General features: G+C 71.2%; 27 protein-coding genes and 1 tRNA gene. 11 read left to right on the forward strand and 17 right to left on the reverse strand.

What is annotated here, in order from left to right; translation table 11 throughout:
- Positions 1-53: 53 nt before the first annotated feature.
- Both GE115_RS04075 and GE115_RS04080 read right to left on the reverse strand, forming a co-directional pair.
- Entirely contained in the window at positions 54-1,475 is a 1,422-nt protein-coding gene (locus GE115_RS04075; protein WP_172979691.1) for an NtaA/DmoA family FMN-dependent monooxygenase, read from the reverse strand.
- Between the two features lie 134 nt (positions 1,476-1,609).
- Positions 1,610-1,680: transfer RNA gene (locus GE115_RS04080), tRNA-Gly, on the reverse strand.
- A gap of 80 nt (positions 1,681-1,760) precedes the next feature.
- On the opposite strand from GE115_RS04080, the gene dcd reads away from it, so the two are divergent.
- The 3 genes from dcd (at position 1,761) to GE115_RS04095 (ending at position 3,902) form a co-directional block, all read left to right on the forward strand.
- Positions 1,761-2,366, forward strand: a complete 606-nt coding sequence (gene dcd, locus GE115_RS04085; protein WP_312854883.1) for a dCTP deaminase — start codon at positions 1,761-1,763, stop codon at positions 2,364-2,366.
- A 3-nt stretch (positions 2,367-2,369) separates the two neighbouring features.
- Complete coding sequence (locus tag GE115_RS04090) at positions 2,370-2,858, forward strand: CinA family protein (protein ID WP_153683528.1); 489 nt, start codon at positions 2,370-2,372, stop codon at positions 2,856-2,858.
- 72 nt (positions 2,859-2,930) lie between these two features.
- Positions 2,931-3,902: a DUF389 domain-containing protein gene (locus GE115_RS04095; RefSeq protein ID WP_153683529.1), complete on the forward strand. Its 972-nt coding sequence runs from the start codon at positions 2,931-2,933 to the stop codon at positions 3,900-3,902.
- On the opposite strand, the gene GE115_RS04100 is transcribed toward GE115_RS04095, so the two are convergent.
- Positions 3,899-4,516 (reverse strand): flavodoxin family protein, encoded by a 618-nt coding sequence (locus GE115_RS04100; RefSeq protein ID WP_153683530.1) that lies wholly within the window; start codon positions 4,514-4,516, stop codon positions 3,899-3,901. The genes GE115_RS04095 and GE115_RS04100 overlap by 4 nt on opposite strands.
- 48 nt (positions 4,517-4,564) lie before the next feature.
- Entirely contained in the window at positions 4,565-5,536 is a 972-nt protein-coding gene (locus GE115_RS04105; protein WP_153683531.1) for a TIGR03557 family F420-dependent LLM class oxidoreductase, read from the reverse strand.
- Positions 5,537-5,659: 123 nt separating this feature from the next.
- On the opposite strand from GE115_RS04105, the gene GE115_RS04110 reads away from it, so the two are divergent.
- The gene (locus tag GE115_RS04110; RefSeq protein WP_153683532.1) at positions 5,660-7,168 is read left to right on the forward strand and encodes an FAD-dependent oxidoreductase; all 1,509 of its coding nucleotides are present in this window, start codon (positions 5,660-5,662) and stop codon (positions 7,166-7,168) included.
- 39 nt (positions 7,169-7,207) lie between these two features.
- Here the strand turns inward: GE115_RS04110 and GE115_RS04115 are convergent, their stop codons facing one another.
- Complete coding sequence (locus GE115_RS04115) at positions 7,208-7,720, reverse strand: hypothetical protein (RefSeq protein ID WP_153683533.1); 513 nt, start codon at positions 7,718-7,720, stop codon at positions 7,208-7,210.
- 300 nt (positions 7,721-8,020) lie between these two features.
- On the opposite strand from GE115_RS04115, the gene GE115_RS04120 reads away from it, so the two are divergent.
- Positions 8,021-8,512, forward strand: coding sequence for a hypothetical protein (locus GE115_RS04120; protein WP_153683534.1), 492 nt, complete (start codon positions 8,021-8,023; stop codon positions 8,510-8,512).
- A 26-nt stretch (positions 8,513-8,538) separates the two neighbouring features.
- Here GE115_RS04120 and GE115_RS04125 read toward each other — a convergent pair whose 3' ends face one another.
- The 4 genes from GE115_RS04125 to GE115_RS04140 form a co-directional block, all read right to left on the reverse strand.
- Positions 8,539-9,045, reverse strand: coding sequence for a hypothetical protein (locus tag GE115_RS04125; protein WP_153683535.1), 507 nt, complete (start codon positions 9,043-9,045; stop codon positions 8,539-8,541).
- Between the two features lie 32 nt (positions 9,046-9,077).
- Entirely contained in the window at positions 9,078-9,890 is an 813-nt protein-coding gene (locus GE115_RS04130) for a MerR family transcriptional regulator (RefSeq protein ID WP_153683536.1), read from the reverse strand.
- Complete coding sequence (locus GE115_RS04135; protein ID WP_153683537.1) at positions 9,887-10,438, reverse strand: VOC family protein; 552 nt, start codon at positions 10,436-10,438, stop codon at positions 9,887-9,889. The genes GE115_RS04130 and GE115_RS04135 overlap by 4 nt, the downstream gene beginning before the upstream one ends.
- A gap of 94 nt (positions 10,439-10,532) precedes the next feature.
- Positions 10,533-11,444 carry an alpha/beta hydrolase gene (locus GE115_RS04140; protein WP_153683538.1) on the reverse strand — a complete coding sequence of 304 codons (912 nt, stop codon included), beginning with the start codon at positions 11,442-11,444 and terminating at the stop codon, positions 10,533-10,535.
- A gap of 113 nt (positions 11,445-11,557) precedes the next feature.
- Here GE115_RS04140 and GE115_RS04145 point away from each other — a divergent pair, with 113 nt between their 5' ends.
- The 3 genes from GE115_RS04145 to GE115_RS04155 all read left to right on the forward strand — a co-directional run bounded on the left by GE115_RS04145 (position 11,558) and on the right by GE115_RS04155 (position 16,411).
- On the forward strand, positions 11,558-12,247 hold the full coding sequence (locus GE115_RS04145; protein ID WP_153683539.1) for a TetR/AcrR family transcriptional regulator: 690 nt from the start codon (positions 11,558-11,560) through the stop codon (positions 12,245-12,247).
- Between the two features lie 152 nt (positions 12,248-12,399).
- Entirely contained in the window at positions 12,400-15,693 is a 3,294-nt protein-coding gene (locus GE115_RS04150) for an ExeM/NucH family extracellular endonuclease (protein ID WP_153683540.1), read from the forward strand.
- A 106-nt stretch (positions 15,694-15,799) separates the two neighbouring features.
- Positions 15,800-16,411 carry a nucleoside deaminase gene (locus tag GE115_RS04155; RefSeq protein ID WP_216648746.1) on the forward strand — a complete coding sequence of 204 codons (612 nt, stop codon included), beginning with the start codon at positions 15,800-15,802 and terminating at the stop codon, positions 16,409-16,411.
- Positions 16,412-16,427: 16 nt separating this feature from the next.
- Here GE115_RS04155 and GE115_RS04160 read toward each other — a convergent pair whose 3' ends face one another.
- Complete coding sequence (locus tag GE115_RS04160; protein WP_153683541.1) at positions 16,428-16,787, reverse strand: DoxX family protein; 360 nt, start codon at positions 16,785-16,787, stop codon at positions 16,428-16,430.
- A gap of 60 nt (positions 16,788-16,847) precedes the next feature.
- On the opposite strand from GE115_RS04160, the gene GE115_RS04165 reads away from it, so the two are divergent.
- Entirely contained in the window at positions 16,848-17,408 is a 561-nt protein-coding gene (locus GE115_RS04165) for a TetR/AcrR family transcriptional regulator (protein WP_153683542.1), read from the forward strand.
- Positions 17,409-17,518: 110 nt separating this feature from the next.
- On the opposite strand, the gene GE115_RS04170 is transcribed toward GE115_RS04165, so the two are convergent.
- Positions 17,519-17,830, reverse strand: a complete 312-nt coding sequence (locus GE115_RS04170; protein ID WP_153683543.1) for a hypothetical protein — start codon at positions 17,828-17,830, stop codon at positions 17,519-17,521.
- Positions 17,831-17,943: 113 nt separating this feature from the next.
- On the opposite strand from GE115_RS04170, the gene GE115_RS04175 reads away from it, so the two are divergent.
- A complete protein-coding gene (locus GE115_RS04175; protein ID WP_153683544.1) occupies positions 17,944-18,534 on the forward strand; it encodes a thymidine kinase in 591 nt (196 codons plus the stop codon).
- Between the two features lie 39 nt (positions 18,535-18,573).
- Here GE115_RS04175 and GE115_RS04180 read toward each other — a convergent pair whose 3' ends face one another.
- A complete protein-coding gene (locus GE115_RS04180; RefSeq protein ID WP_153683545.1) occupies positions 18,574-19,887 on the reverse strand; it encodes a DUF1214 domain-containing protein in 1,314 nt (437 codons plus the stop codon).
- Between the two features lie 140 nt (positions 19,888-20,027).
- Positions 20,028-20,816 (reverse strand): MarR family winged helix-turn-helix transcriptional regulator, encoded by a 789-nt coding sequence (locus GE115_RS18485; protein ID WP_216648747.1) that lies wholly within the window; start codon positions 20,814-20,816, stop codon positions 20,028-20,030.
- Between the two features lie 95 nt (positions 20,817-20,911).
- On the opposite strand from GE115_RS18485, the gene GE115_RS18720 reads away from it, so the two are divergent.
- Entirely contained in the window at positions 20,912-21,538 is a 627-nt protein-coding gene (locus GE115_RS18720) for a MarR family winged helix-turn-helix transcriptional regulator (protein ID WP_246190537.1), read from the forward strand.
- A gap of 77 nt (positions 21,539-21,615) precedes the next feature.
- On the opposite strand, the gene GE115_RS04195 is transcribed toward GE115_RS18720, so the two are convergent.
- The 4 genes from GE115_RS04195 to GE115_RS04210 are packed head-to-tail and all read right to left on the reverse strand — an operon-like array spanning position 21,616 to position 25,965.
- The gene (locus GE115_RS04195) at positions 21,616-22,710 is read right to left on the reverse strand and encodes an ABC transporter ATP-binding protein (RefSeq protein ID WP_153683546.1); all 1,095 of its coding nucleotides are present in this window, start codon (positions 22,708-22,710) and stop codon (positions 21,616-21,618) included.
- On the reverse strand, positions 22,707-23,891 hold the full coding sequence (locus tag GE115_RS04200) for an ABC transporter permease (RefSeq protein ID WP_153683547.1): 1,185 nt from the start codon (positions 23,889-23,891) through the stop codon (positions 22,707-22,709). The genes GE115_RS04195 and GE115_RS04200 overlap by 4 nt, the downstream gene beginning before the upstream one ends.
- Before the next feature lie 2 nt (positions 23,892-23,893).
- Positions 23,894-24,874, reverse strand: a complete 981-nt coding sequence (locus GE115_RS04205; RefSeq protein WP_153683548.1) for an ABC transporter permease — start codon at positions 24,872-24,874, stop codon at positions 23,894-23,896.
- Positions 24,871-25,965 (reverse strand): ABC transporter ATP-binding protein, encoded by a 1,095-nt coding sequence (locus GE115_RS04210; protein WP_153683549.1) that lies wholly within the window; start codon positions 25,963-25,965, stop codon positions 24,871-24,873. Before GE115_RS04210 ends, GE115_RS04205 begins: the two co-directional genes overlap by 4 nt.
- Positions 25,966-26,091: the final 126 nt, after the last annotated feature.

Genomic DNA, 26,091 nt, shown 5'->3' on the forward strand with positions numbered 1-26,091 from the left:
TCAGAGGCTACCGCGGTCGGGCGTCAGACGGCAGCCCGCCGCGGATCCGGCCTTCACGCGCGAACGCCGGGCACCGAGCGCTCCCGGTAGACCGGCGGGAACCTGGGGTCCGCCGGTGACACGTGCGTGTTCTCGGGCCGGCCCAGGCCCAGGTGATCGCGCAGGGTGCCTCCGTCGTACTCGCGCGGGAACACGCCGAGGTGCTGCAGTTCCGGCACGACGCCCCGCGCGAACCGGTCGAACTGCGTCGGATGCGTCGCGGCGTGCACGTTGAAGCCGTCGGCCGCGCCGACGTCGGCCCAGGTCGCGAGCCGCGTGGCGATCTCCGCAGCGCTACCCACGAAGATCGGGAGGTTGGACGATGCGGTCACCGCGAGATGCCGCAGGGTCGCGGGCGGATCGCCGCCGGGCCGCAGGCCGGTGCGCTCGGCCACGAGTTCGACGAGCTCCTGGCCGGCCGCGGTGAATTGCGCGGCGAGCCGCGGGTCGACCGGCGCATCGGGCGCGAACCCCGTCAGGTCCGTGCCGACCACCCGCGACAGCGCTGCGATCGATCGCGCGGCGGGATAGCCGTGCGGCGGTCCGTCGGCCCAGTCCTCGGCGACGCTCACGAGCCGGATCAGGTCGTCGGCGAGGCGTTGCGCGTGGGGCGTGGACTCGCCGACGATGGGCAGGACCTGGGCGATCACCTTCAGGGTGCGGTCGTCGCGGCCGGAGACGAAGGCGAGCGAGCGGAGTTCCTCCCGCAGTCCGGCGGCCTGGGCGACGCCCCGCGCGGCGATGATCGCGACATCCGCGTTCTGCGCCGCGAACAGGCGATCGTACGACGTCGAGCCGGAATGGAAGATCGGCAGGTGACCCTGGACGGGACGGGTCACGTCGAGCGCGGGCCCCACCTGGAGGTGCGTGCCGCGGAAGCCGGCCGGATGCACCTTCGCGCGGTCGACGAACTCGCCGGTCTCGGCGTTCGCGATGACGGCATCGTCCTCGAACGAGTCCCAGAGGCGGCGGAGAACGGTCTCGAACTCCACGGCGCGCTCGAACCGAGCGGCGCCGGAGGCATCCGGTTCGCCGACCGCCACGGCCGGTGCCGCCGTGGGCGACGTCGTGAGGTGGATGCCCGCCCGGCCGCTGCTCAGGAGATCCGCGGAAGCCGTCCGGCGGGCGAGGGCGTACGGGTCCTCGGCCTCGATCGCCGCGCTGCCGACGAGCCCGATCCGCTCCGTCAGTGCGGCGAGGAAGCCGGCGGCGCTGAGCGACTCGACCCGGGCGACCTGGTGGGCATCGCGAGGCTCGGCGCCCGGCCGACGATCGCCGAAGAACAGGTAGTCGAGGCGCGCCGCCTCCGCCGTGCGCGCGGTGCGGCGCAGCACCGCCGCGTCGTCGCGAGTGTCGCGGTGCGCATCCGGCATCCGCCATCCCGACGGATAGGCGCCGATCGTGTGGACTGCCGCCCCGATGATCAGCCGACTCATGCGATCACCTCCCGAGAATGACGCTAGGGGCGGGGACGATGGCGTCGCGAGAGTCGGCGTCATCCGGCGAAGGAGGCCGGAACACGGCGCAACGCGACGTCACGACGGGTCACGGTGGAGACGTGAGGGAGGAGAGCCGATGACGGGAATCGAACCCGCGCTGTCTGCTTGGGAAGCAGAAGTTCTACCATTGAACTACATCGGCGAGCGGCATCCGATGGATGCAGCGGTGACCATCGTAGCAATGGACTCGGTGACCTCGGGACCCGTCGCTAGGCTGATTCCGTGCTGCTCTCCGATCGCGACATCCGGGCCGAACTCGAACGCGGGCGCATCCGGCTGGAGCCGTCCGACCCGGCGATGCTGCAGCCGAGCAGCGTCGACGTGCGGCTCGACCGGTACTTCCGGCTGTTCGACAACCACAAGTACCCGTTCATCGATCCGGCCGAAGACCAGCCCGAGCTCACCCACCTCATCGAGGTGAAGCCCGAGGAGCCGTTCATCCTGCACCCGGGCGAGTTCGTGCTCGCCTCGACGTTCGAGGCCGTGACCCTGCCCGACGACGTTGCGGCGCGGCTCGAGGGCAAGAGTTCGCTCGGCCGGCTCGGCCTGCTCACGCACTCGACGGCCGGTTTCATCGACCCGGGCTTCACCGGGCACGTGACGCTCGAGCTCTCGAACGTCGCGACCCTGCCGATCAAGCTCTGGCCGGGCATGAAGATCGGCCAGATGTGCTTCTTCCGGCTGTCGTCGCCGAGCGAGCGGCCGTACGGCTCGGCCGAGTACTCGAGCCGGTACCAGGGCCAGCGCGGTCCGACCGCGTCGCGCTCGTTCCACCATTTCCATCGCACCGACGTCGGCGTGACCGACGCGGGTTCCGCAGGGCGGTGACGGATGCCCCGAGCCGGTGACGAGGCCGTGATCGAGGCCCTCGCGGGGGAATGCGCCGACGCGGCGCTCGCCGGGGGCATCCATGTCGGCGCCGCCGAGTCGCTGACGAGCGGCGCGATCGCGAGCGCCCTCGGCAAGGCGCACGACGCGAGCGAATGGTTCGCCGGCTCGATCGTCGCGTACGAGTCGGCCACGAAGTTCCGCGTGCTCGACGTCGACCCGGGCCCAGTGGTGACGGCGCGGGCGGCCGAGCAGATGGCGACCGGTGCGCTCGCCGCGCTCGGCTGCGACGTCGTGGTCGCCGTGACGGGCGCGGGGGGTCCTGAGCCGGAGGACGGCCGGCCCGTCGGCACGGTCTTCGTCGCGAGCGGGCGCGGCGGTGGCATCCGCGTCGACGAGCACCGATTCGACGGCGAGCCCGCCGATGTCGTTCAGCAGACCGTCGAGGCGGCGCTGCGCGCACTGCTCGACGTGCTGCGGCCCCGTTCCTGAGCGGCTCCGCTCCGCACCTATCGTGGTGGTGGCGATCGCGAGCCGCGAGCCGCCGCAGGGAGGACGTCCGTCATGCTCAACGTGCGAGTGATCGCGCCGCATCCCATCGCCGAGGCCGTTCGGGCCCGGCTCGCGACCGAGGTGACGGTCAGCAATCTCGCGATCGTGCCCGGTGCGGCGCTCGACGGCTCGGGCGACCTCCTCTTCTTCGAGATGGCCCGCGAGAACGCCAACAACATCATGCGGATTCTCCGGCACGCCGGCATTCCGGCGGCCGGGTCGATCGTGGTGAGCGATCCGCTCGCGGTCGTCTCCGATGCCGCCGACGCGGCCGAGCGCTCGGCGCCGGGGCATCCGGCCGACGGGGTGCTGTGGGCCCAGCTCGCCGACAGTTCGCGCGAGGACTCCCGGCCGTCGTGGAGCTTCTTCGCGTTCCTGCTGCTCGCCACGTTGATCGCCGGCATCGGGCGCCTGCTGGACCAGCCGATCCTGATCATCGGCGCGATGGTGGTCGGACCCGAGTTCGCCCCGATCGCGGCCATCTGCTACGCCATCGTGCGACGTCGGCGGGGCATCGCGGGTATGGCTTCGATGACCCTGTTCGGCGGGTTCGCGCTGTGCGCGCTGATCGCGTGGGCGCTCTGGGCCGTGGTCTACGCGCTCGGCCTGATCACCTTCGAGCAGGCGACCACCGGCCCCCTGACCGAATTCATCATCAAGCCCGATGCCTGGTCGTTCGTCATCGCGCTCCTGGCGGGCATCGCCGGGGTGCTCTCGCTCACGACGGCGAAGTCCTCGGCCCTCGTGGGCGTCTTCATCTCGATCACGACGGTGCCCGCGGTCGGCACCATCGGCCTCACGCTCGCGGTCGGCGCATGGGACGAGGCGTGGGCGGCGCTCGTGCAGTTGCTGCTCAACCTCGCGGGGCTCGTGGTCGCCGGGACCGCGACCCTGTTCGTGCAGCTGCAGTTCGGCCGGTTCGTGGGCCGGCGGCTCGCCGCTCGTCGCACCGCCCCGCCGCGCGGCGGGGCATCCGCTCGCTAGGACCTCGCGGGCGGCGGATACGCCGAGATCTTCAGCACTCGCGCGAGGTGGGCGCTGTGCCGTGCGACGGTCGCGTTCGTCGTCGCGACGGTCTCGGGCGTCTCGCTCAGGTTCTTGTAGTCGGTCTTCTGCATGGCCTCGCCGTTCCAGTAGGTCGACGCCTGCGACGCGATCGAGAATCCGACGTCGACGAGCGCCTGCTGCACGTCGGCGATGATCGCGTGCGCGCCGTCCTCGTTGCCGGTGACGGCGACGGCGGCGACCTTGCCCGCGAGGATCGGCCGGCCCGCGTCATCCGTCGCCGAGAGTTCGGCGTCGAGGCGCTCGATGACGCGCTGCGCGACGCTCGAGAGATGCCCGACCCAGGTCGGCGTCGCGAACAGCAGGATGTCGGCGTCGAGGAGCTTCGCGCGGATCGACGGCCACGCGTCGCCGTCGCCCATGTCGGCCTCGACGCCGGGCTTCACGTCGTGGTCGACGATGCGGATCATCTCCGTCGACGCGCCGTCGGCCTCGAACAGGTCGAGCACCTGGCGCGCGAGCTTCTCAGTGCTCGATTCGGCGGGTGACGGCTTCAGCGTGCAGTTGAACGCGAGCACTCGCAGCGGTTCCATGGCGGATGCCTCCTTCGGCGGTCGTGACGATCGGTCAGGCGCTCGGGGTCAGGCGCTCGGAGTCAGGTCGCGAAGTCGCGGCCCCAGGTCGCTTTCGAACGCGTCGAGGAACGCGTCGGGGTCGGGGCCGACGTTCATGAGCGCGACGTGGTCGAATCCGGCGTCGACGTACGGCCGCACGGCCTCGACGTGCGCGTCGACGTCCGCACCGGCGCTGAGCTTCTCGGCGACGTCCTCGCGGCGGACGTACGCGCTCGCGGCCTCGAAGTTGACCGGATTCGGCAACTCGCTCATGACCTTCCAGCCGGTGAGGCTCCAGCGCGCGGTGGTCCACGCGGCTTCGATCGCCTCCTCGGCCGTGGAGGCCCAGGCAAGGGACGCCTCGCCGTACTTCGGGCCCCCGCCGCCGAGGCGTTCGTACTCGTCCACCAGGTCGGCGTCGGGTTCGACCGCGAAGAGCCCGTCGCCGAGTTCGGCGGCGACTTCGGCGGACGCCGGGCCGCTGGCGGCGACCGCGATCTTCGGGGGCGCCTCCGGCAGGTCGAAGATCCGCGCATCTTCGAGGTCGAGGTACCGGCCGTCGTACGACTGGTAGCCGCCGCGCCAGAGCAGCCGGATGATCTCGAGCGCCTCGCGCAGCATCTCGTGCCGCTCCGACACCGAGGGATATCCGCGGCCGACGACATGCTCGTTCAGCCGCTCGCCCGCCCCGACGCCGAGCGTGAACCGGCCGTCGCTGAGCAGGGCGAGCGTGGCTGCGGCCTGCGCGATGATCGCCGGGTGGTACCGCACGAACGGGCAGGTGACCCCGGTCGCGAGGCCGATCCGCTCGGTGCCCTGCGCGATCGCGCCGAGCACCGACCAGGCGAACGGCGAGTGGCCCTGGGCGTCGAGCCAGGGATGGAAGTGGTCGCTGATCTCGACGAAGTCGAATCCGGCGGCCTCGGCGCGCTGCGCCTGGCGAACGAGTTCCGCGGGGCCGAAGCCCTCGGCGGCGAGCTTGTATCCGAACTGCACCATGCGCGGCACGGTAGGCGCGATGCCGACGGGCCGCACGGGGGTTGACGAGCGTTCCCCTACGCGTCGGCCAGCCCGGGCGCAACCCGCTTGTCGACCGGCTCGTCGGAGACGTAGCTTCCCCGCATGACCTCCCTCTGGCTCGACCCCGCGCCGATCATCGAGACCGACGGCGCCGACTCGCCGCGTGCGTTCGACGAGGTCGTGGTCGGCGCCGGCCTCACCGGCCTGGTCACGGCCGTCCTGCTCGCCCGCGCCGGCCGCCGCGTCGGCGTGCTCGAGGCCCGCACCGTCGGCGCGGTCACGACGGGCAACACGACCGCGAAGCTCAGCGTGCTGCAGGGCGCGCACCTGCAGCACGTGCGCAGGCGCACGTCGGAACGTGTGCTGCGCGCGTACGTCGAGGCGAACCTCGCCGGGCAGGCGTGGCTGCGCGCGTACCTCGCCGAGCGGGGACTGCCGGTGCAGGTGCGCGACGCCGTCAGCTTCGCCGCGTCGCCCGACGGTCGCTCGACCGTCGAGCGCGAAGTCGAGGCCGCGCGCTCGGCCGGCCTCCCGGTGACGACGCAGCTCGCCGAACAGTTGCCGTTCGAGGTGCACGCCGCGGTGCGGTTGCGCGACCAGGCGCAGTTCGATCCGATGGACGCGCTCGCCGCGCTCGCGGCCGAGTTCCGCGCCCTCGGCGGCGTCATCCGCACCGGCGTTCGCATGACCGGCGCGCGCGTCGGCCGGCCGGTGCGCGTGCGCACCACGGCCGGTGAGTTCACCGCCGAGCGACTCGTGATCGCGACCGGCATCCCGATCCTCGACCGTGGGCTGTACTTCGCGAAGCTGCGCGGGCACCGCTCGTACGCGGCCGCCTATCGAACGGATGCCCCGCTGCCGCAGGGCATGTACCTCAGCGTCGACAGCCCGACGCGGAGCATCCGCACCGCTCCCGAACCAGACGTCGCCGCCGGTGCGCCCGAGCTGCTGCTGGTCGGCGGCTACGGGCACGAGGTCGGCCGCGAGCCGTCGCCGCGATCTCGCGTCGACGGCCTCGAGGCATGGACGCAGCAGGTCTGGCCGGGCGCCAGGCAGACCCACCGCTGGAGCGCGCAGGACTACGAGACGCCGCACGGCGTGCCGTTCGTCGGCTGGCTCCCGCGCGGCCGCGGGCGGGTGTTCGTCGCGACCGGCTACGACAAGTGGGGCATGACGAACGCCGTGCAGTGCGCGCTCACGCTCGCGGGCGACCTGCTCGGCGAACTGCCCGAGTGGGCTCGCACGCTCCGCCACCGCGTGAGCCGCCCGGCGGCGATCGGCGCCGGCATCGGCATGAACGCCGCGGTCGCGAAGCACTACGCGGTCGGCTGGGCGCGCGCGATGACGAGACCGGCGCCGGATGCCACGCCCGAGGGTGGGGGTGCAGTGGGGCGCGCGACGCGGCCGGGAGGCCGGGTGCCCCTGCCGACCGCGGTCTCGACGGTCGACGGCGTCACCTGCCGGGTCTCGGGCATGTGCCCGCACCTCGGCGCCGTGCTCGCGTGGAACGACGCGGAGCGCACCTGGGACTGCCCGGCGCACGCCTCGCGGTTCACGGCCGACGGCCGACTGCTCGAGGGACCGGCGAAGCGGGGCCTGCGCACTCGGTGAGTCGGCGCGGGAAGGTCCGTCGTCGTCAGCCGCGATCGGTCACCGCTCCGGCGCGCACGGAGCGTCTTCGGCAGCGGCCCGTTGCGCGACGATCTCCTCGACGGCGTCGGCCACCGCGGCACCCCACTCCACATCGGCGGTCGCGACGCACTCGTAGCCTCCTCCCGGTGTCGTCGACTCGCCCCAGCCGATCGCGAGCCGCAGCTGGGAGATGTCGGCGTTCACCCCGAAACCGGGTGTGAACGCCATGGCGTGCTCCGCGGCGTCGACGAGCGTGTCGGTCGACGCCGTCTCGTCGAGCCAGACCGCAACCGTGCCGGTCCCGCCGAAGGGAAGCGTGTTGGAGACGTTGCCGTCGGCTGCGACCACCCCGTCGACCCCCGACATGTACGCCTCGAACCGCGCGTTCGCCTCGGTACCGGCGTCCAATGCGCACCCGCTCGTCAACGCCGCCGCGGCCGCGACGGCGATGATGGCGAACGGGCGGAGCGGTCGGCGGGCACGGCGTCGCAGCGACGCCGCTCGGTCGGTCGGGTTCGCGCTGGCGGTCACTCGCGGAGTCTATCCACGCGGATGCCGCGGTTCGGACCGACTGGGGATGGTCGCCGCGCTACCGGCCCGTCGCCCCGGTACGCTGGGCGCTCGATGCGCGCACGACGAGATTCCATGACGGCGGAGCCGCAGCCCGTGCGCGCTCCAGGCTCGGCCGCGGGCCGTGCGCGAGTGCGATGGCGCGTCAGCCGTGTCGGGTCCGCGATCGCGACAGCCGTGCTGGTCGGGGCGCTCAGTGCCTGCACGATCACCTTCGGAGACCCCGCCCCCACGATGCCCGCCTTCAACGAGGCGGGGGCCGTGACGATCGCCGGCATCGAGCAGGGCGAGCCGCTGCGCTGGGATCTGAGCGCGCCGATCGACGCGGAATCGATCGGACTCGGCGAGTCGATGGACATGGTGCGAGTGCCGGATGAGCGCACGAACGTCGCACTGACCCTTCCCGACGGTGACTGGACGTCGGTGGCGGAGCAACTCACGATCACCCCACGGCACGGATACGTCGGAACGATCAACGTCTTCCGGACGCTCTCGGGTGGGCCGGCGGTGCACGAGCAGCTCATGGGCGATGCGGAGGTGCTCGGCTTCCCGCGGGAGCGGATCGACCGTTGGCTGGCCGAGCTCCCGTCGACGCTCGACGAGTCGCGGGTGGGCGACCCGCGGGCCCGCACTGGCCTGCACGGATCGAACGGCGCCGTGGTCACCTCGGTCGAGATCAGCCACGACCCGGGACCGGGCGGCGACGAGCGGATCCGGCTCTGGTACGCGATCGGCCCGATCGTCCCCGACTGAGGCGCCGCGCGGCGTCGGTCAGTCGGTCACTCGCATTCGGACGCGTCGAGCGGCGCCGAGAGTGTGATGCCGAACGGCGCCTTCGGCGGCTTCGCGCTCAGGCGCAGCTCGGCCGCGTGCGGATCGCGACTCACCCGCACCTGCCACCCGCCCTTCGGGTCGTCGAGCTCGGAGAGCTCGTCGAACCCGTGCTCCTCGAGGACGGGGTTCACCACGGCCTCGATCTCCGCCCATCCCACGGCGTCGTCGATCAGTGACGGCGTGGCCTCCTGGCTGGAGGCGTACAGCCGGCACTCGCCGGTCGGTGCCGTAGCGTGCGGCGCGCGCCCATCGGAGCTCCACGCCGCCTCGGGATAGGCCGTGGCGAGCGCTTCGACGACGCCGCTCATCGTCGCCTCGAGATGCTCCGAGCCTTCGTCGGCGGGCAGTGGCGTCGGCGTGGCGCAACCGGCCAGGGCGGACGCCGTGATCGCGACGCCGCCGAGCAGGGCGAGGAGGTGGCCGCCGGTGAGGGCGGTGCGCGCGGTGGGCATGCCGACGAGCCTATTGGCGATGCCGGCGCGGGCTACTCCCAGGTCGCGGTATCCGGATCGATCCCGTGGTGGCGCGCCGACTCGTCGATGCTTCGACGGAACCACGTGGCGAGGCCCTCACCGATCCCGTTGTAGTACGACGAGAACCCGGGGTCGGCTTCGAACATGCGGCCCAGGCACACCTGCATCCGTTGCGTCAGCGGGAAGAAGTTCGAGAACAGCTCGCGGTGGCGTTCGACGAGGTCGTCCGCCTCCGCGCTCCCCGGCTCGACGCCGCGGCGCACCGCGTCGGCGAGGTCGCGCTGGAGCGCGGACATGTCCTCCGAGAGCGCGCGCCACTGGGCCTTCGAGCGCGACGCGGAGCGCTCGGCGAACTGCGCCCACTGTCGCGACCCTCCCCAGACGAAGCGGGCCGCGCGCGCTTGCTGCGGGTTCCAGTCCTCCCCGAAGATCTCGCGTTGCTCGTCGTCGTTCATCAGGATGCCGCGCTCGTGCGCGTCCGTCATGCGCTCGAGCCGTTCGTCGAGCTGCTGGAGGTCGTGGATCTGCTCGGCGAGTCGGGCCCGCTGCTGGCGCAGCGTGATTCCGATCTCCGTGGCCGCATCGTCGAGCACCCCACGAATCGCGTCGAGCGTGAGTCCTGCGTCGCGATACGCAACGACACGGCTGAGGCGCTCGAGGTCGTCCCACGTGTAGAGGCGGTAGCCGGCGGAGGTTCGGCGCGACGGCGATGCGAGTCCGATCTCGTCCCAGTGGTGCAGGGTGCGCACCGTCAGCCCGAGGAGATCGGCGGCCACCCCGACCGTCGCATCCTCATCGATCTCGTCGTCCACCATCCAGGTCATTGTGCTCCTCCCCGCGGGTCATCCGGGGCGAAGATCCCGACGGAGGCGAAATCGCGCCCGACGTCGCTGTCGGGAGTGAACGGGGTGGCCGCCGTGAACGTGACGTGCGCCCCCTCGGGAGTGATGACGGCGATGTCGCGCGTCCTCCACGCCGTGTCGTACGGCCCCGTGACCGAATCCGGCGACAGCGCCCGGCACGCGTCGGCCACGGATTCGAGCTGGCCGAGGACGCAGGAGACGAACACCTGGGCCGTGCCTGCCGCCGGAGGGGCCGCAGCGTCGCCCGCGGGAGCCGGATCGTCGTCCGCGGGCACGAGCAGGACGTCCTGGAATGCCCACCGCCGCAGGTGCACGATCTGCCCGGGCACGTTGAACAGGTCGACGAATCCGAGTCCGCGGACCCAGAAATCGGTCGATGCGTGAAGGTCCCTCGTCGGGATCTTCACGAACATCGGCATCGCGTAGATGCCGAGGAACGGTTCCGGCGCGACCGCGTCGGGGCCGTCGGGAACGGGGCTGATCTCGAAGGCATTGAAGTACTCGGTCATATGGCCCACCTTGGGACCTCACGTCGCGTGAGGGTCAACTCGGGTCGTCCGCAGCGCTGTCCCCAGCCCTCGAAACCCGCGATATCCACTCGCGTCAGGTGCGGGTGTCGGATGCCTCCGCGGCGGCCGCCGCGATCGCGTCGACGCCAGCGAGCCCGCCCGTGGCGAACGCCGTGACGGCGTCGAGCGCGGCATCCGCGCCGAGCACTCGGGTGTGACCCGAACCGGTGGTGAGGACCAGCCGCGATCGCTCGCCGTGCGCGGCGTGCAGTCGCTCGCCCTCGGAGGCGGCCACCTCGCGATCGCCGCGGTCGTGCACGACGAGCAGGGGCACGTCGTCGGGAAGGGGATTCGCGGCTGCGTCGAAACGGCGCCAGACTTCAGCCTCGGCCTCGCCCGGGAAGACGCGCCCGGCGAACCGGCTCGCGAGCTCGTTGGCGGCGGCCGTGCCGAGCCCGGTGCCTGCGGCGAATGCGTCGGGGAGATAGCGGGCGCGCGACATCGAGGCGATCGCGACGACGGCTCCGGTGGCGGTGCCGCCGCGCACGGCGGTGACGGCGGCGAGCCCGCCGAACGAGTGGCCGACGATGGCGTGGAAGCGGCCGTGCCGCGACTGCATCGCGTCGATCGCCGCCAGCCAGTCGCGGATGTCGGTGCGCCGCCCGGGGGAGTCGCCGTTCGCCGGCGCATCGAACGCGACGAGCCGGAATCCCTCGGCGCGGAGCTCGCGAACGATCGGCGCGAACTGCGACGCCCGCCCGCGCCAGCCGTGCGCGAGCAGGATCGTGTCGGCGCCGGTGCCCCATTCGTAGGCGGCGAGGTCGCGACCGCCGACGCGCAGGGTCGAGCGCCTCGCCTGGTCGTGCACGCCCCGGTCGTGCTCACGCACGCGCTGGGTCGGCAGCGAACGCGTGAACAGCGGCATCGCGATGCAGGCGGCGGTCGCGGGCGAGGTGCGCTCGACGGCTCGCGCGGCGGCGATCGTGGCGGTGACGGTGGCGTGCATGGGTCCTCCGATCGGTGGGGTGAGGCATCCGATGCGCGTTCGAAAATCAATACGAACGATCGTACGGACACTTCGGAGGCCACTATACGCACGATCGTGCGTAAAATCGAGGAATGGATGACGCCGAGGTCGCGATCGACGGACGCCGCGCCAGGGGCGACGCCTCGCGGCGCATGGTGCTCGAGCGCGCGGCCGACCTCGCCTCGGTCGAGGGGCTCGACGGGCTCTCGATCGGCCGGCTCGCGACCGCGGCCGAGGTGAGCAAGAGCGGCATAGCCACATTGTTCGGCTCGAAGCAGCAGCTGCAGCTCGCGACGATCGCCGCGGCGACCGAGCGGTTCACGGCCACCGTGATCGTGCCCGCGCGGGTGCATCCGCGCGGCCTCCGGCGGCTGACCGCGCTGCTCGACAGCGTCGTCGCCTACTCGCAGAACCGCGTCTTCCCCGGCGGATGCTTCTTCTCGGCCGCGGCCGCCGACTTCCACGCGAAGAGCGGGCCCGTGCGCGACGCGCTCGCCGACCAACTGGAGGACTGGATGGACTACCTCGCGATCAGCGCCCGGTTCGCCGCCGAGCGAGGCGAGTTGCCGGGCCTCGACGACGCCGACCAGTTCGCGTTCGAGGCGCAGGGCATCTTCGAGTGGATGAACCTCATGGCCGTGATCCGCGAGCACCGCAGCGAGCCGATCTACGGCCGCGCGCGCACGGCGTACCACGCGCGGCTGCTCGCGCTCGGCGCGGATCCCGCGATCGCCGCACTCGTGCTCGAGCCGGGCGCGGCACTGCGGCCGGTGATGGCGTGAATGTGCGCAGATGCGCGGAAGCGGCATCCTGTCGCGCACATCTGCGCTCGTTCACCGATTCTTCCCACGCGCGGTCTTCCCAGCGCCGGATGCCTCGCCTAGCCTGACCCGAGTATGGGGCCGGTGGGGCCTCGCATCCTCGGGGAGCTCGCATGCATCGTCCGGTCCGTACATCCGCCCGTCGCGGGGGCATCGTCGCCGCCGCGGCCGCCTCGCTCGTCGCGGCCGGCCTCGTCGCCGCCCCGGCGGCGGTCGCCGCTCCCGACGGCGGCCTCATCATCAGCGAGGTGGTCGAGGGCAGCTCCAACAACAAGGCGGTCGAGCTCTTCAATGCCTCCGACGCCGCCATCGACCTCGCCGCGACGACGACGTCGCTCGCGTTCTCGTTCAACGGGTCGGCGACCGCGGGGCTCACGATCCCGCTGACCGGCAGCATCCCGGCCGGCGCGACCTACGTCGTCGCGCACGCCTCGGCGTCGGCGCCGATCCTCGCGGTCGCCGCGCAGACGAACTCGTCGGGGTGGTTCAACGGCGACGACGCGATCTCGCTGCTCCAGGCGGGCGCGGTGGTCGACTCGTTCGGCCAGGCCGGCGTCGACCCGGGCACCGAGTGGGGCACGGGCCTCGTCTCCACGGCCGACAACACGCTGCGCCGCACCGCGACGGTGTGCGTCGGCGACAGCGTGCCGGACGACGCGTTCGATCCGGCCGCGCAGTGGACCGGGCTCGCGACCGACACGTTCGACGGCCTCGGCGCGCACACGACCGACTGCGACGGCGTCGTGCCCGAGCCCGTCTCCCCCGTGATCAACGAGTTCTCGGCCAGCACGACGGGCGACGACGAGGAGTACCTCGAGGTCTTCGGCGACCCGAACGCCGACCTCTCGGGCTATGCCGTGCTCGAGGTCGAGGGCGACACCGCTCCGACCTCGCCGGTGGGCCTCGTCGACGGCGTCTTCCCGCTCGGCACGACCGATGAAGACGGCCGGTACCTCGTCGACCTCGCCAACGGCGATCTCGAGAACGGCACGGTCTCGCTGCTGCTGGTCTCGGGCTTCACGGGCGCCGCGGGCGACGACCTCGATGTCGAGAACGACGGCGTGCTCGACGCGGGTCTCGCGTTCGAGGTCGTCGACGCCGTCGCCGTGACCGATGGGGGAGCCGGCGACGCCGCATACGGCGGCGTCGTGCTCGGCGTCTCCTACGACGGCCTGCCCTTCGCGCCCGGCGGCGCGTCGCGCATCCCCGACGGCACCGACACAGATGCCCCGGCCGACTGGGTGCGCAACGACTTCGACCTCGCGGGCATCCCCGGCCGACCCGGCACCCTCGTCGACGGCGAGGCCGTGAACACCCCCGGTGCCGAGAACACGACCGAACTCGTCGTCGAGCCCGAGCCGGGCCCCGATGCCTCGTGCGAGGCGGACTTCGTGACGATCGGCTCCGTGCAGGGCAGCGGCGACGTCTCACCCGTCGTCGGCGACCTGGTCGAGATCGAGGGCGTGGTCACCGGCGACTTCCAGGACGGCGGCTTCGAGGGCTACTACGTGCAGGACCCGGGCGACTGGGATGCTGCCACGTCGGACGGCATCTTCGTGCACGTGCCCGAGGGCCCGGAGGTCGCCGCGGGCGGCATCCCGGTCGCGCCCGGTGACACCGTGCACGTCGTCGGCACGGTCAGCGAGTTCTTCGGGCTCACCGAGGTCACCGCGACGGGCCCGCTCGCGGTCGAGGTGTGCGGCACGGGCGCCGAGCTGCCCGCACCGATCGCGCTCGAGCTGCCGATCGCGCCCGCCGACCGCGAGGCGTACGAGGGCATGCGCGTCACCCTGCCACAGACCCTCACGATCCTCGAGACGTTCGAGTACGGCCAGTTCGGCCTGATCACGATGGGCACCGAGCGGCACAACCAGCCGACCGCGATGTTCCTGCCGGGGTCGCCCGAGGCGGTCGCGCTCGCCGAGTTCAACGTGAACGACTCGATCGGCCTCGACGACGGCCGTGGCGTGCAGAACCCCGACCCGGCGATCCACCCGAACGGACAGGAGTTCACGCTCGACAACGCGTTCCGGGCCGGCGATCACGTGACCAACGCCACGGGCGTGCTCGACTACCGGTTCGACCAGTGGTCGGTGCAGCCGACGCAGCCGGCGGACTTCGAGTCGGTGCTGCCTCGCGAGAGCCTGCCCGACGTCGGCGGCGACCTGAAGGTCGCGAGCTTCAACGTGCTGAACTACTTCACGACCCTCGACTCGCGTGGAGCGAACACCCCCGAGGAGTTCGAGCGCCAGCAGGCGAAGATCGTCGCCGCGATCTCCGAGATCGACGCCGACGTCGTGGGCCTCATCGAGATCGAGAACAACGGCGGCGTCGCGGCCAACGCGCTCGCCGAGGCGCTCAACGCCGTGATGGGAGCCGGCACGTACGACGTGATCGAGACCGGCCCGCTCGGCACCGATGTCATCACGACGGCCCTCATCTACAAGCCGGCGCTCGTCGAGCCGCGCGGCGCGCACGCGGTGCTCGACACGAGCGTCGACCCCCGCTTCCTCGACGACTTCAACCGCCCGGCGCTCGCGCAGACCTTCGCGTCGATCGAGACCGGCGAGCAGGTCACGGTCGTCGTGAACCACCTGAAGTCGAAGGGCTCCGACTGCAACGACGTCGGCGACCCGACCGACCCGAACGGGCAGGGCAACTGCAACGGCGTGCGCACGGCCGCCGCCGAGGCCATGGTCGACTGGCTGGCGGGCGACCCCACGGGCCAGGGCGCGGTGGGCCGCGAGCTCATCATCGGCGACCTCAACTCCTACGACCACGAAGACCCGATCCGCGTGCTCACGGGGGCGGGCTACACCGACCTCGAGAAGCAGTTCAACGGCGAGGAGGCGTACTCGTACGTCTTCGACGGGCAGCTCGGCTACCTCGACTACGCGCTGGCCGGCACCGGCCTCGTCGCCGAGGTGACGGGCGCGACCGCGTGGCACATCAACTCCGACGAGCCGAGCATCATCGACTACGACATGACCTTCAAGAAGCCCGCGCAGGACGCGCTCTTCGCGCCCGACGCCTTCCGGTCGAGCGACCACGACCCGGTCATCGTCGGCATCGAGCTGACGCCGCCCGACACGACGGCGCCGACGCTCGAGCTCGACGCCGACCCGGGGCGCATCTGGCTGCCCCTCGGCCAGTGGCGAACGATCGACATCGACGTGGAGGCATCCGATGACTCGGGCGACGTCACCGTCGAACTCGTCGCGGCGACCGCGCAGGGCTCGAAGCGCGCCGAGGTGCAGCAGATCACCGACACCCGATTCCGGGTGCGGGCCATGCCGCACGCGTCGTACACCTTCGAGTACCGCGCGACGGATGCCTCGGGCAACAGCGTGACCGACCGCGTCACGGTGTACACGGGGCTGCAGGGAATCTGGCCGTTCGGTCTCTAGCCCCCAGGCGGCGCACGCCCCTTCACCCGAGGGAGGGGCGCGCGTCGGCCTGGCGTCGGAGACCCGCGCGCCCGTCGAGCGGCATGGGTGAGCCTCGAGGAGCACAATGACCCTCATGGACGCTCCGCTCGCCACCACCTTCACCGCTGGGCTGCCCGAGTGGCTCGTCGCCGATCTCGATGCCGTCTCTTCGAGAAGACTCGTCACGCCCGAGCAGCGCGTCGCGCTCGTGAACGAACTCGCCGACCGCAACTGGCGGGCGGGCAACGGCGGGCCGTTCGCGGCGCTCGTGGTCGACATGTCGACGAATCGACTCGTCTCGGTCGGCGTCAACGTGGTGCTCGCGACCGGGCTCAGCTCGACCCACGCCGAGGTCACTGCGCTGAGCCTCGCCCAGCAGCGCCTCGGCCGCTGGGATCTCGGCGCCGACGGCGCCGACCTCGAGCTCGTGGTCAACTGGCGGACCTGCGTCATGTGCTACGGCGCGGCGATGTGGTCGGGGGTGCGCCGGCTCACGCTCGCGGGCGACGGGCCGGAGTGCGAGCAGCTCACCGGGTTCGACGAGGGCCCGTTGGCGGCCGACTGGCGCGAGGAGTTCGAGCGCCGTGGCATCCGCGTGACGACCGATGTCGCCCGCGACGAGGCGGTCGAGGTGTTCCGTGCCTTCGGTGCGTCGGACGCGGTCGTCTACAACGCTCGCGGGGCAGCGTCGGGCTGAGCCGACGCCGATGGCTTCAAACCAGGAAGCACCACACGAGCACCGCGACGCAGAGCACGAGCATCCCGGTGGCATTGACGAACAGGTTGCGGCCGAAGTCACGCGCGCGCACGTGCATGCCGATCGCGACGAGGAAGTAGGCCACGAGGGCCGCCGACGTGAGGAGGCCGAGGAACGGGACCCAGATGCCGAGCACGAGGCCCGCAGCCGCCGCGAACTTCAGCGGCGCCATCACCCACCACAGGCTGCGCGGCCAGCCGACGTCGACGAAGCACTGCGCGATGAAGGCGACCGGCTTCATGCACAGGATGCCGTCGACCAGCTGGACGGCCGCAAGGATGAGCACCGGCCAGATCGGTTCGGGGAGCAGGGTCATCGTCACCTCCTTTGCATTCCATACCATACCGTATGGTACGGATCGCTGGTAGGATGAACCATGCCCACCCGTGACGATTGGCTCGACGAAGGCCTCCGCGTGCTCGCCGAACAGGGCGCGCCCGCCGTGCGAACCGACCGCATCGCGGCGCGTCTCGGCCTCACGAAGGGATCGTTCCACCATCACTTCGCGGGGGCGCCCGATTATCGACGGTCCCTGCTCGACCGCTACGAGTCGCAGATGCTCGCGGCGCTCGACGCGGTCGTGGCCGAGGCATCCGCCGCCTCTCCCGGAGACACGTTCGCGATTCTCCGCGATCGGGCGGCGTCGGCGCTCGAACAACCGCTCGAGGCGGCCATGCGCGCGTGGGCGTTCCAAGACGACGATGCACGGGCAGCGCAGGGGCGCGTCGACACGGCCAGGCTCGAGGCGCTGACCGCGCTCTGGAGCCGCGTGGTCGACGACCCGGCCGACGCGCGCACGGCCGCCCTGCTGCCGCACCTCGTCGTCATCGGTGCGGGCATGGCGCTGCCGCCGGTCGATCGCGACGATCTCGCACGGTTGTTCGACCTGCTCGTGCGGCTCGTGCCGCACGCCGGCGGCGCGGGCGGCGGTGACTGAGTCGGCGCCTGCGGTTGCTCGGATTGGCCGTGAGTCGCGGGTTCAAGCACCGTTACTCAGTCAGCGCCGCAATGGATCCGCCTGCTGGCTCGGGCGGAAGAGATCACCCGTCAGAGATCGGAACCCGGAGGAGGCCATTCATTCGATGGGAGATCAATCGGCTCGGAGGTGGTCCAACTGACGATCCGCCCCATGACCCCCACGCGGAGGAGAGCGAACTCGCCATGCTTCTGAGCGCCTCGCTTCGAGAGACCGAACCACGGAGACCCGGAAGTAGCGAAGGACATCAAGTCCCGGTTCCTGTGCACCTGGTCGGTGATCTTCAGGACAGCCTCTTTATCGGTGCGGTCAACCAATTCCCAACCGTCGGCCACCATGCGCTTGATCGTTTGCGTGAGGAGGGAATCCCAAACCAGCGCCATGTCGTCAGGCTATTGCAGGCCACCGCGCCACCGACCTTGGTCGACAACTCTCGACAGTCCCGGGTCTTTCGGATCAGTTCCACGTGCCGGACCCCTCACCTAGGCTCTGACCCATGCCCAGGAACCCGAACGGCCGGCTCCAGGTGGTCTGCGGGCCGATGTTCGCCGGCAAGTCCGAGGAGCTCCTGCGGCGAGTCCGCCGTGCGCAACTCGCCGGACTCGCCGTCGAGGTCGTCAACCACGCGCTGGACGATCGCCACACTGCGGGCCGAGTTGCCTCGCACTCGGGGCTCAGCATCGCGTCCCGATCCGTGCCCCACGTGGAGTCGCTCGTGGAACTGGTCGGCGAACGCGAGTTGGACCTGCTGGCGATCGACGAGGCCCAGTTCTTCGGGCCGGAGCTCGTCCCGGCCGTCGACACGTTGGTGCGCACCGGGATTTCGGTGGTCGTCGCCGGTCTCTGCGTGACGTTCGACGGCCGTCCCTTCGAACCGCTCCCGTCGCTCATGGCGCTCGCCGAGGACGTCACGAAGCTCACCGCCGTGTGCGCGGTGTGCGGACAGGACGCCGCATTCCATCAGCGCGTCTTCGCCTCCGACGTCGCGGACGCTCGCGTCGCGACCGCCGAGCACGTGGGCGGCATCGAGTCGTACCAGGCCCGCTGCAGGCGGCACTTCGGCGAACGGGGCCCTCGCTCCGCGTGATGCGTCGCCCAACCGACGGTCCCGCCATCTCGGAGTCGGCTATCGGGCGGCCGCGTCCGGCAGGGGTCTGCTGATCGGCACGAGTGGCGGTGGCGTCCACGCTCCGGTTCGGACATCGTCGCGCGGAAGGTAGAGCCGCAAGTCAGCGGTGAACGGCTTGCCCGCCGGTGTGGGGAGCCAGTTCGTCTCGGGGGTGCCGGTCGGGAGCTCGGGTGCGAACGTCAGCGTGATCGCCCCGTCGGCGTCGGCTTCCAGGGGACGGCCGGATCCGACGGTGAATCGGCCCGCGCGGTTCGGGACAAGCAGGTAGTCGGGCTTGCCGTACACCGTCAACGACCAGAATGCGTCGACGACCGCGTCGGGCAGGGTGTCGGGGGCGAATCTCATCCGGTACACGTGTTCGCCGGTCGTCGGAGCACCGTTCGCGTCGACGTGGAGGAGTTCGTACACCGCCTCCCTGGAGGAGTTCCACCAGATGCCGCCGAAGTTCGCGGTGGCGCGGAACCAGTAGTCGTCGCCGAACTTCGGGTAGGCGGCTGTGGAGGACCATCCGTTGGTGACGTTGCCGAAGTGCGCGACGAAGTCCATGAACGCCGGCACCGCGGCCGAGCGGATCTGCTGGTCGAGGGCCGCCACGCGGTCGGAATCGTCACGCAGGAACGCGCTGATTCGGCGCGCGAGGGGTTGCAGCTCATCGGCTCTGCCGCAGGCATCCGCCGGAGTGAGCGCGGCAGACAGGTATGGCTCGGTGAACATCCACGCCCCCGGCAGGTGGGCGTTGTCGAACGCGGGGATCTCGATCGGAGCCGACACCGCCGGCGACCCCGTCGAGGAGAGCGTGAATCCGTGCTGGAGCCGCACGGCCGCATCAACGTCGTCACCGATCTGCACGCGAGTGAGCAGCTTGGCCTTCGACGACGGGATATCGACCCGGTAGCAGCCCTCGGGGATCGCGGGAGAGCTGCCCGCCAGGCAGATCGCAAAGCGACCGTTCGGATGATCCGGGAAGTTGCGGTCGTTGATGTTGTGCGTGATCTCGGCCCACTCGTCCACGATCTGGGCCGTGTAATACCGCCCGGCCGGCACGGCCGGGATCTCGAGGATCGCCGGGGTGTGCTCGTCGACGGCGATCCACGCCTCGGAGTAGACGACATCGAGGTTGGGGTTCACGAATGTGGGCGCGGATGCCGCGGAAGAGCCCACGACCACTGCCGGGTTGTGCTTGAGGACGTTGTACCCGATGCCCTCCTCGGCAACGTCGACGCCCTCCTGCCGCATCACCAGGTAGCGGCCCAGCAGGTACACCCACGCTTCCGTGACCTGCTCGTTCGTCGGCGAAGTCGCATCAACCATCTACATCCCCCAATGTGCGCGATCAGGCGATCGCGCGCACCCCACCATATCGACGAGGCATTCATCGACCGAGGCGACGTCGAGCGCTGATGATGGGCCGTCGGTTCCCCGACGGCCCATCATCAGGACGACATGAGGGGTCAGTCGCGAGGACCGCGCCCATGACGGCGACCGCCGTCGTGCACGTGCACGTGGACGTGCACATCCTGGCGGCCGTGGCCGTGGCCGTGGCCGTGGCCGTGGCCGTGCCCGTGGCCGGCGCCGTCGGGCGCGCAATCGGGCCGCCGGCGACCGAAGCCGTGACGCTCGAAGCCGGGGCGCTCGTGCTCGTCGCGCTCCGGGCCGAAGCCCTGTTGCTCATGCGGGCCGAAGCCTTCGTGGCCATACCGGCTTCGCGGGCCGAAGCGGCGGCCGCCGCGGCGACCGCGCGGCATGGGTGCGGATTCGTCCCAGCCGAGCTCGCGCGCGATGGTCTCGAGGGTTGCGAGGGTGGTCTCGTATGCCTCGGGGCTCACGGCGCCGGCGACGCGTTCGCGGAGCGAGCGCACCTGTGCGAAGAGGCGATCCCGGGCCTCGCGGCCCGCGTCCGTGAGCTCGGGCGGGATGCCCTCGACCCAGCCGCGCTCGGCCAGGCGGCCGAGCTTGTCGGGGCGGGCGCGCAGGCGCGCGGCGAGCTGCTCATCACGGGCGTCGCCCGCGAGCAGGTTCAGGGCGCGCCAGTCGCGGCGGGTCAGGCCATCGGCGGCGAAGAGCGCCTCCATCTCCTCGGAGAGGCGGCGGTCGACGACCTTGAGCCAGAAACCGAGGGGGCGGTTCGGCGTCGCCCCGGTTTCCGGTCCGTCGTGGTCGTGCCCAGGTGCGTGCTGGTGGTCGCGCTCGTTCATCGAGTCGTTGCCCGGCTCGTCGGGGATCTGTCGATCGGTGTTCATGGGGTTCCTTTCCTCGGTGCACCTCGTGGGTGCCCGGCGCGCGATGCGCGAGATGTGTTGCATGTCTCATGACATGTATATGTAGGATGACATGCATGTCCGACTCGAGTCAAGCGACGCCCGGCGAACCCACAGGTTCCGATCCCGTCGACGAGATCGACCGGGCGCTGGGGTCGCTCCGCGGCGGGCGAGCGGGCGGCCCCGGCGGCCCCTTCGGGCCGGGCCCGATCGGAGCCGGCCCCTTCGGAGCCGGCCCCTTCGGACCGGGCCCGTTCGGCCGAGGCCCGAGCAGGGCGCACCATGGCCACCATGACGACGGTGAACACTCGCAGCGCCGCGGACACCACGGCCGACCCGACCGCCGCGGGGGCCCCGGCGCGCGCGGCGGCCATGCCGCCCTGCGGCTGCTCGCCGCGCTCCACACGCACGGCCCGAGTTCGGTGAGCGCCCTGGCCGAGCACATCGGCGTCGATCAGCCACGAGCGAGCCGACTGGCCCAGGCCGCGGTCGAGGCCGGACAGGTGCGGCGCGACGTCGACCCGGCCGACGCCAGGCGGAGCATCCTCGTCTTGACCGACGCCGGTCGAGCGGCGCTGACGTCGACCCTCGACCGTCGGCGCGGCGCCATCGAGGCCGCGCTGTCGGGGTTCAGCGACGCCGAGCGCGTCGAGTTCGCGAGGCTCTTCACCCGCTTCGTCGAGGCCTGGCCGCGCGAGCGCTGATCGCGTCAGCCGCGAGCACTGATCGCCGCCACCCACGAGCAGCACGGCCCCCGCCGGCCGACCCGCGAAGCGGCCCGCTACCCCGCCAACTCCGCCGGCACGGGCTTCGCCTCGAACCCCGCAGCCGCCACTCGCTCGGGCTCGTGCCGCAGGCACGCGGTCGTGCGACGGGGGTCGTCGTCCGCGACATCCGGTGCCGTGAGCCGCGGCGCGAGCGCCGCGCAGGCATCCCACGCGAAGGCGCAGCGATCGCGGAAGTGGCAGCCGCCGCCGAGCTTCGCGAGGTCGGGCGGCGATCCGGGGATGCCGGTCAGCTCGCGGCGCGGGCCGCGCAGCGGCGGGAAGGAGTGCAGCAGCGCCGACGAGTACGGATGCCGCGGCCGCTGGTACACGTCGAGCGACGCGGCGTCCTCGACGATCTCGCCCGCGTACATGATCGCGATCCGGTCGGCGATCTCGATGAGCAGCGAGACGTCGTGCGTGATGAAGATCACCGAGAAGCCGAGGCGGTCGCGCAGCTCCGCGATCTGCTCCACGATCTGGCGCTGCATCACGACGTCGAGCGCGGTGGTCGGCTCGTCCATGATCAGCACCTGCGGCTCGAGCGCGAGCGCCATCGCGATCATCACGCGCTGGCGCATGCCGCCCGAGAGCTGGTGCGGGTACGAGCGCAGCCGGTCGGGCGAGATGCCGACGAGTTCGAGCATCTCGGCGGCGCGCGCCATGGCGTCGGCCTTCGACATGCCGGGGCGGTGCGCGAGGATGCCGTCGGCGATCTGCCGGCCGATGCGGTACACCGGGCTCAGCGAGTTCATCGCGCCCTGGAACACGATCGCGAGGTCCTGCCAGCGCGACTCGCGCAGCGACTGGTCGTCGAGCCGGAGGATGTCGGTCTTGCGCCCGTCGCGGCCGGTGAAGAGCACCTCGCCGCCCGTGATGAGTCCGGGCGGGGGAAGCAGCCGGGTCGCCGCATACGCGAGCGTCGACTTGCCGCACCCCGACTCGCCCGCGAGTCCGAGCACCTCGCCGCGACCCAGCGTGAGCGACACGTCGCGCAGCACGTGCACCGGGTCGTCGTCGTAGCCGTAATCGACCGACAGGTTGCGGATCTCGAGCACCGGGTCGTCGGCCGGCGCGCGTCGCGCTCCGGTTTCGGGGGTCGTGAGCGTCATGCGCGGGCTCCCTTCGAGGTCGGCGAGGATGCCTCGGCCTCGGCCGAGGCCGCGGCATCCGCCGGCCGTGCGGCATCCGCCGGGCGTGCGGCATCCGTCGGTTCCGTATGCTCCGCCAGGTGCGGCGCGATCGCCGTGCGAGGGGCATCCGTCTCGCGAACCACCGGCGTGAAGCCGATGCGGGGTCGGATGCCTCGCTTGCGCAGCGACTTCGCGTTCACGCCGGTCGAGCGCAGGCGCGGGTTCACGAACTCGTCGATGCCGAAGTTGATGAGGGTGAGCGCCATGCCGAGCAGGGCGATGCACAGGCCCGCGGGCACGAACCACCACCAGGCGCCGCGCTGCAGGGCGAGCTGCGCCTGGGCCTGGTAGAGCACGGTGCCCCAGTTCCATTCGCCCGTGTTGCCGATGCCGATGAACGACAGCGTGATGAGCGACAGCACGGCGAACGCGACCGTGCCGACGAATCCCGATGCGATGATCGCGGTGAGGTTCGGCAGGATCTCGACCGTGATGATGCGCCAGGTGCTCTCGCCGTTGGCGCGCGCCGCCTCGACGAAGTCCCGCTTGCGCAACGACAGCGTCTGGGCCCGCAGGACGCGCGCGCCCCAGGCCCAGCCGGTGATCGCGATCACGACCGCGACCGTCACGCCGCCGACCGAGGGCAGCTGCCCGGCGATGATGATGATGAGCGGGAGCTGGGGGATCACGAGGAACACGTTCGCGAGCACCGAGAGGGTCTCGTCGCCGAGGCCGCCGATGTAGCCCGCCGTCACGCCGATGATCACGCCGATCGCGGTCGCCAGGATGCCGGCGACGAAGCCGACGATGATGACGCCGCGCGTGCCGACGACGATCTGCGAGAACACGTCCTGGCCGAGGTGGGTGGTGCCGAAGAGGTGTTGCCACGACGGCGGCTGCAGCACGTCCGAGGAGCGGGCGCTCGGGTCGTACGGCGCGATCCACGGGCCGATGATCGCGATGAGGAGGAAGAAGGCGAGGATCACGAGGCCGGCGACGGCCTTCGAGTTGCGCATGAAGAGGAACTTCGGGGGCTTGCCGCCGGCGCGCCGGCGCCCGAACCCGCCGCGCCCGCGTGCCGCGACCACTCCCGTCATCGGCGCCTGCGACGGCTTCGCGAGCTCTTCGCTCTCCTCGACGATGCTGGTGTCGATCGTCATGGTCAGCCCTCCTGCCGGGTGCGGGGATCGAGGATGCCGTACGCGATGTCGGCGACGATGTTCGCAATCAGCACCGCGACCGTGATGACGAGGAAGATGCCCTGCATCAGCGGGTAGTCCTTCGCGGCGACGGCGGTGAACAACAGGTACCCGATGCCCTGGTACGAGAACACGATCTCCATGACGAGCGTTCCGCCGACGATGAAGCCGAGCGAGAGGGCGAAGCTCGACACCTGCGGCAGGATCGCGTTGCGTGCGGCGTAGCCGAACATCACCGCGCGCTCCGAGAGACCCTTGGCCTGCGCGACCGTCACGTAGTCCTCGCTCGAGACCGTGACCATCATGTTGCGCATGCCGAGGATCCAGCCCGAGATCGATGAGATGACGATCGTCAGGGCGGGCAGCGTGCCGTAGTAGATCACGGAGCCCACGAACTCCCATGACCACATCGGGATGAGCGAGCGGTCGTAGCTTCCGCTGGCCGGGAACCATCCGAGGGTGACCGAGAAGATCGTGATCGCGATGAGCGCGAGCCAGAAGTAGGGCACGGCCGAGAAGAACGTCGAGATCGGCAGCAGCGAGTCGGCCCACGTGCCGCGGCGCCAGCCGATGCCGGTGCCGAGCAGCGTGCCGATCGTGAAGCTCAGGATGGTGGCGATGCCGACGAGACCGATGGTCCACGGCAGTGCCTGGGCGATGACGTCGGAGACCGGCGTCGGGAAGTACGTGAACGAGATGCCGAGGTCGCCGCGGAACAGCAGGGCCCAGTAGTCGAGGTACTGCTGCCAGAGCGTCGTGTCCTGATCGAGGCCGAAGAGGATGCGCAGCGACGCCTCGGCCTCGCTCGGGATCCGGCCCTGGTTCCGCGCGATGAGGGCGCGCACCGGGTCGCCCGGCATGATGCGCGGGATGAAGAAGTTGATGGTGACCGCGGCCCAGAAGGTGATCACGTAGAACAGGCCGCGGCGGAGGAAGAACCTCATGCCGCACCTCCCTCGGTCTCGATACGCTCCGCTCCTCGACCGGCGGGGGCGAGCACGGGCCGGTCGGGCCGGTCGGAGTATCCCCAGCACGCCGCCTCGCGCTCGTCCCCGACGCTGATCAGCGGCGGTACCTCGGTGCGGCAGAGGTCGGTGGCGAACGGGCAGCGCGGGTTGAAGCGGCATCCGCTCGGGGGCTTCACGAGGCTCGGCGCCTCCCCCCGCGCGCCGCGTGCGCGCGCCTCGAGATCGTCGGGGTCGGGCGCCGAGCGCACGAGCAGCTGGGTGTACGGATGCTTCGGATCCTGGGTGACCGATTCGGAATCACCCGACTCGACGATGCGTCCGGCGTACATGACCATGGTGCGATCGGCGAAGTACCGTGCCGAAGCGATGTCGTGCGTGATGTAGAGGATCGCGATGTGCAGGCGATCGCGGAGGTCCTGCAGCAGATTGAGGATGCCGAGGCGGATGGACACGTCGAGCATCGAGATCGGCTCGTCGGCCAACAGCACCTCGGGGTCGGCGGCCAGCGCACGGGCGATGGCGACGCGCTGGCGCTGCCCGCCCGAGAGCTCGTGCGGGTACTTCTCGATGTAGCGCTCGGCGGGCTTCAGCTGCACGCGGTCGAGCAGTTCGACGAGGGCTTCCTCGAGCTCGGCGCCGCGCAGGCGCCCGCGATGGATGCGGATGCTGCGCGTGAGGATGTGGCGCACGGGGTGCACGGGGTTCAGCGACCCGAACGGGTCCTGGAAGATCATCTGCACGCGGCCGACGTACCGCCGGAACGAGCGGCGGTTCCTGACCGCGGCATCCTCGCCGTGCAGCCGGATGCTGCCGCCCGTGAGCGGCATGAGCTGCGCGAGCAGCCGGGCGATGGTGGACTTGCCCGAGCCCGACTCGCCGACCAGGGCGAGCACGCGACCGCGGCGGAGTTCGAAGTTCACATCGTCGACCGCGTGTACGACATCGCGGGACCCGAGGCCCTTGAGCTTGAAATGCTTGCGCAGGTCCACGGCCTGGAGCACGACGTCGCCGGGGGCGCCGGTCGGCGCGTCGGGCCGGTCGGGCCCGGGGATGCGTAGGGAGGTCATCGTCCGCCTCGTCGCTCGGATGATCGGGTGGGGAACAGGTGGTGCGTCCCGGCAGTGCGCCGGGGTGATGCGGGGTGATGCGGCGGGCGCCAGGGGGGAGCGCCCGCCGCATCGGGGTGGGGAGAG

Source organism: Agromyces agglutinans, assembly GCF_009647605.1.
Taxonomy (GTDB): Bacteria; Actinomycetota; Actinomycetes; order Actinomycetales; family Microbacteriaceae; genus Agromyces; species Agromyces agglutinans.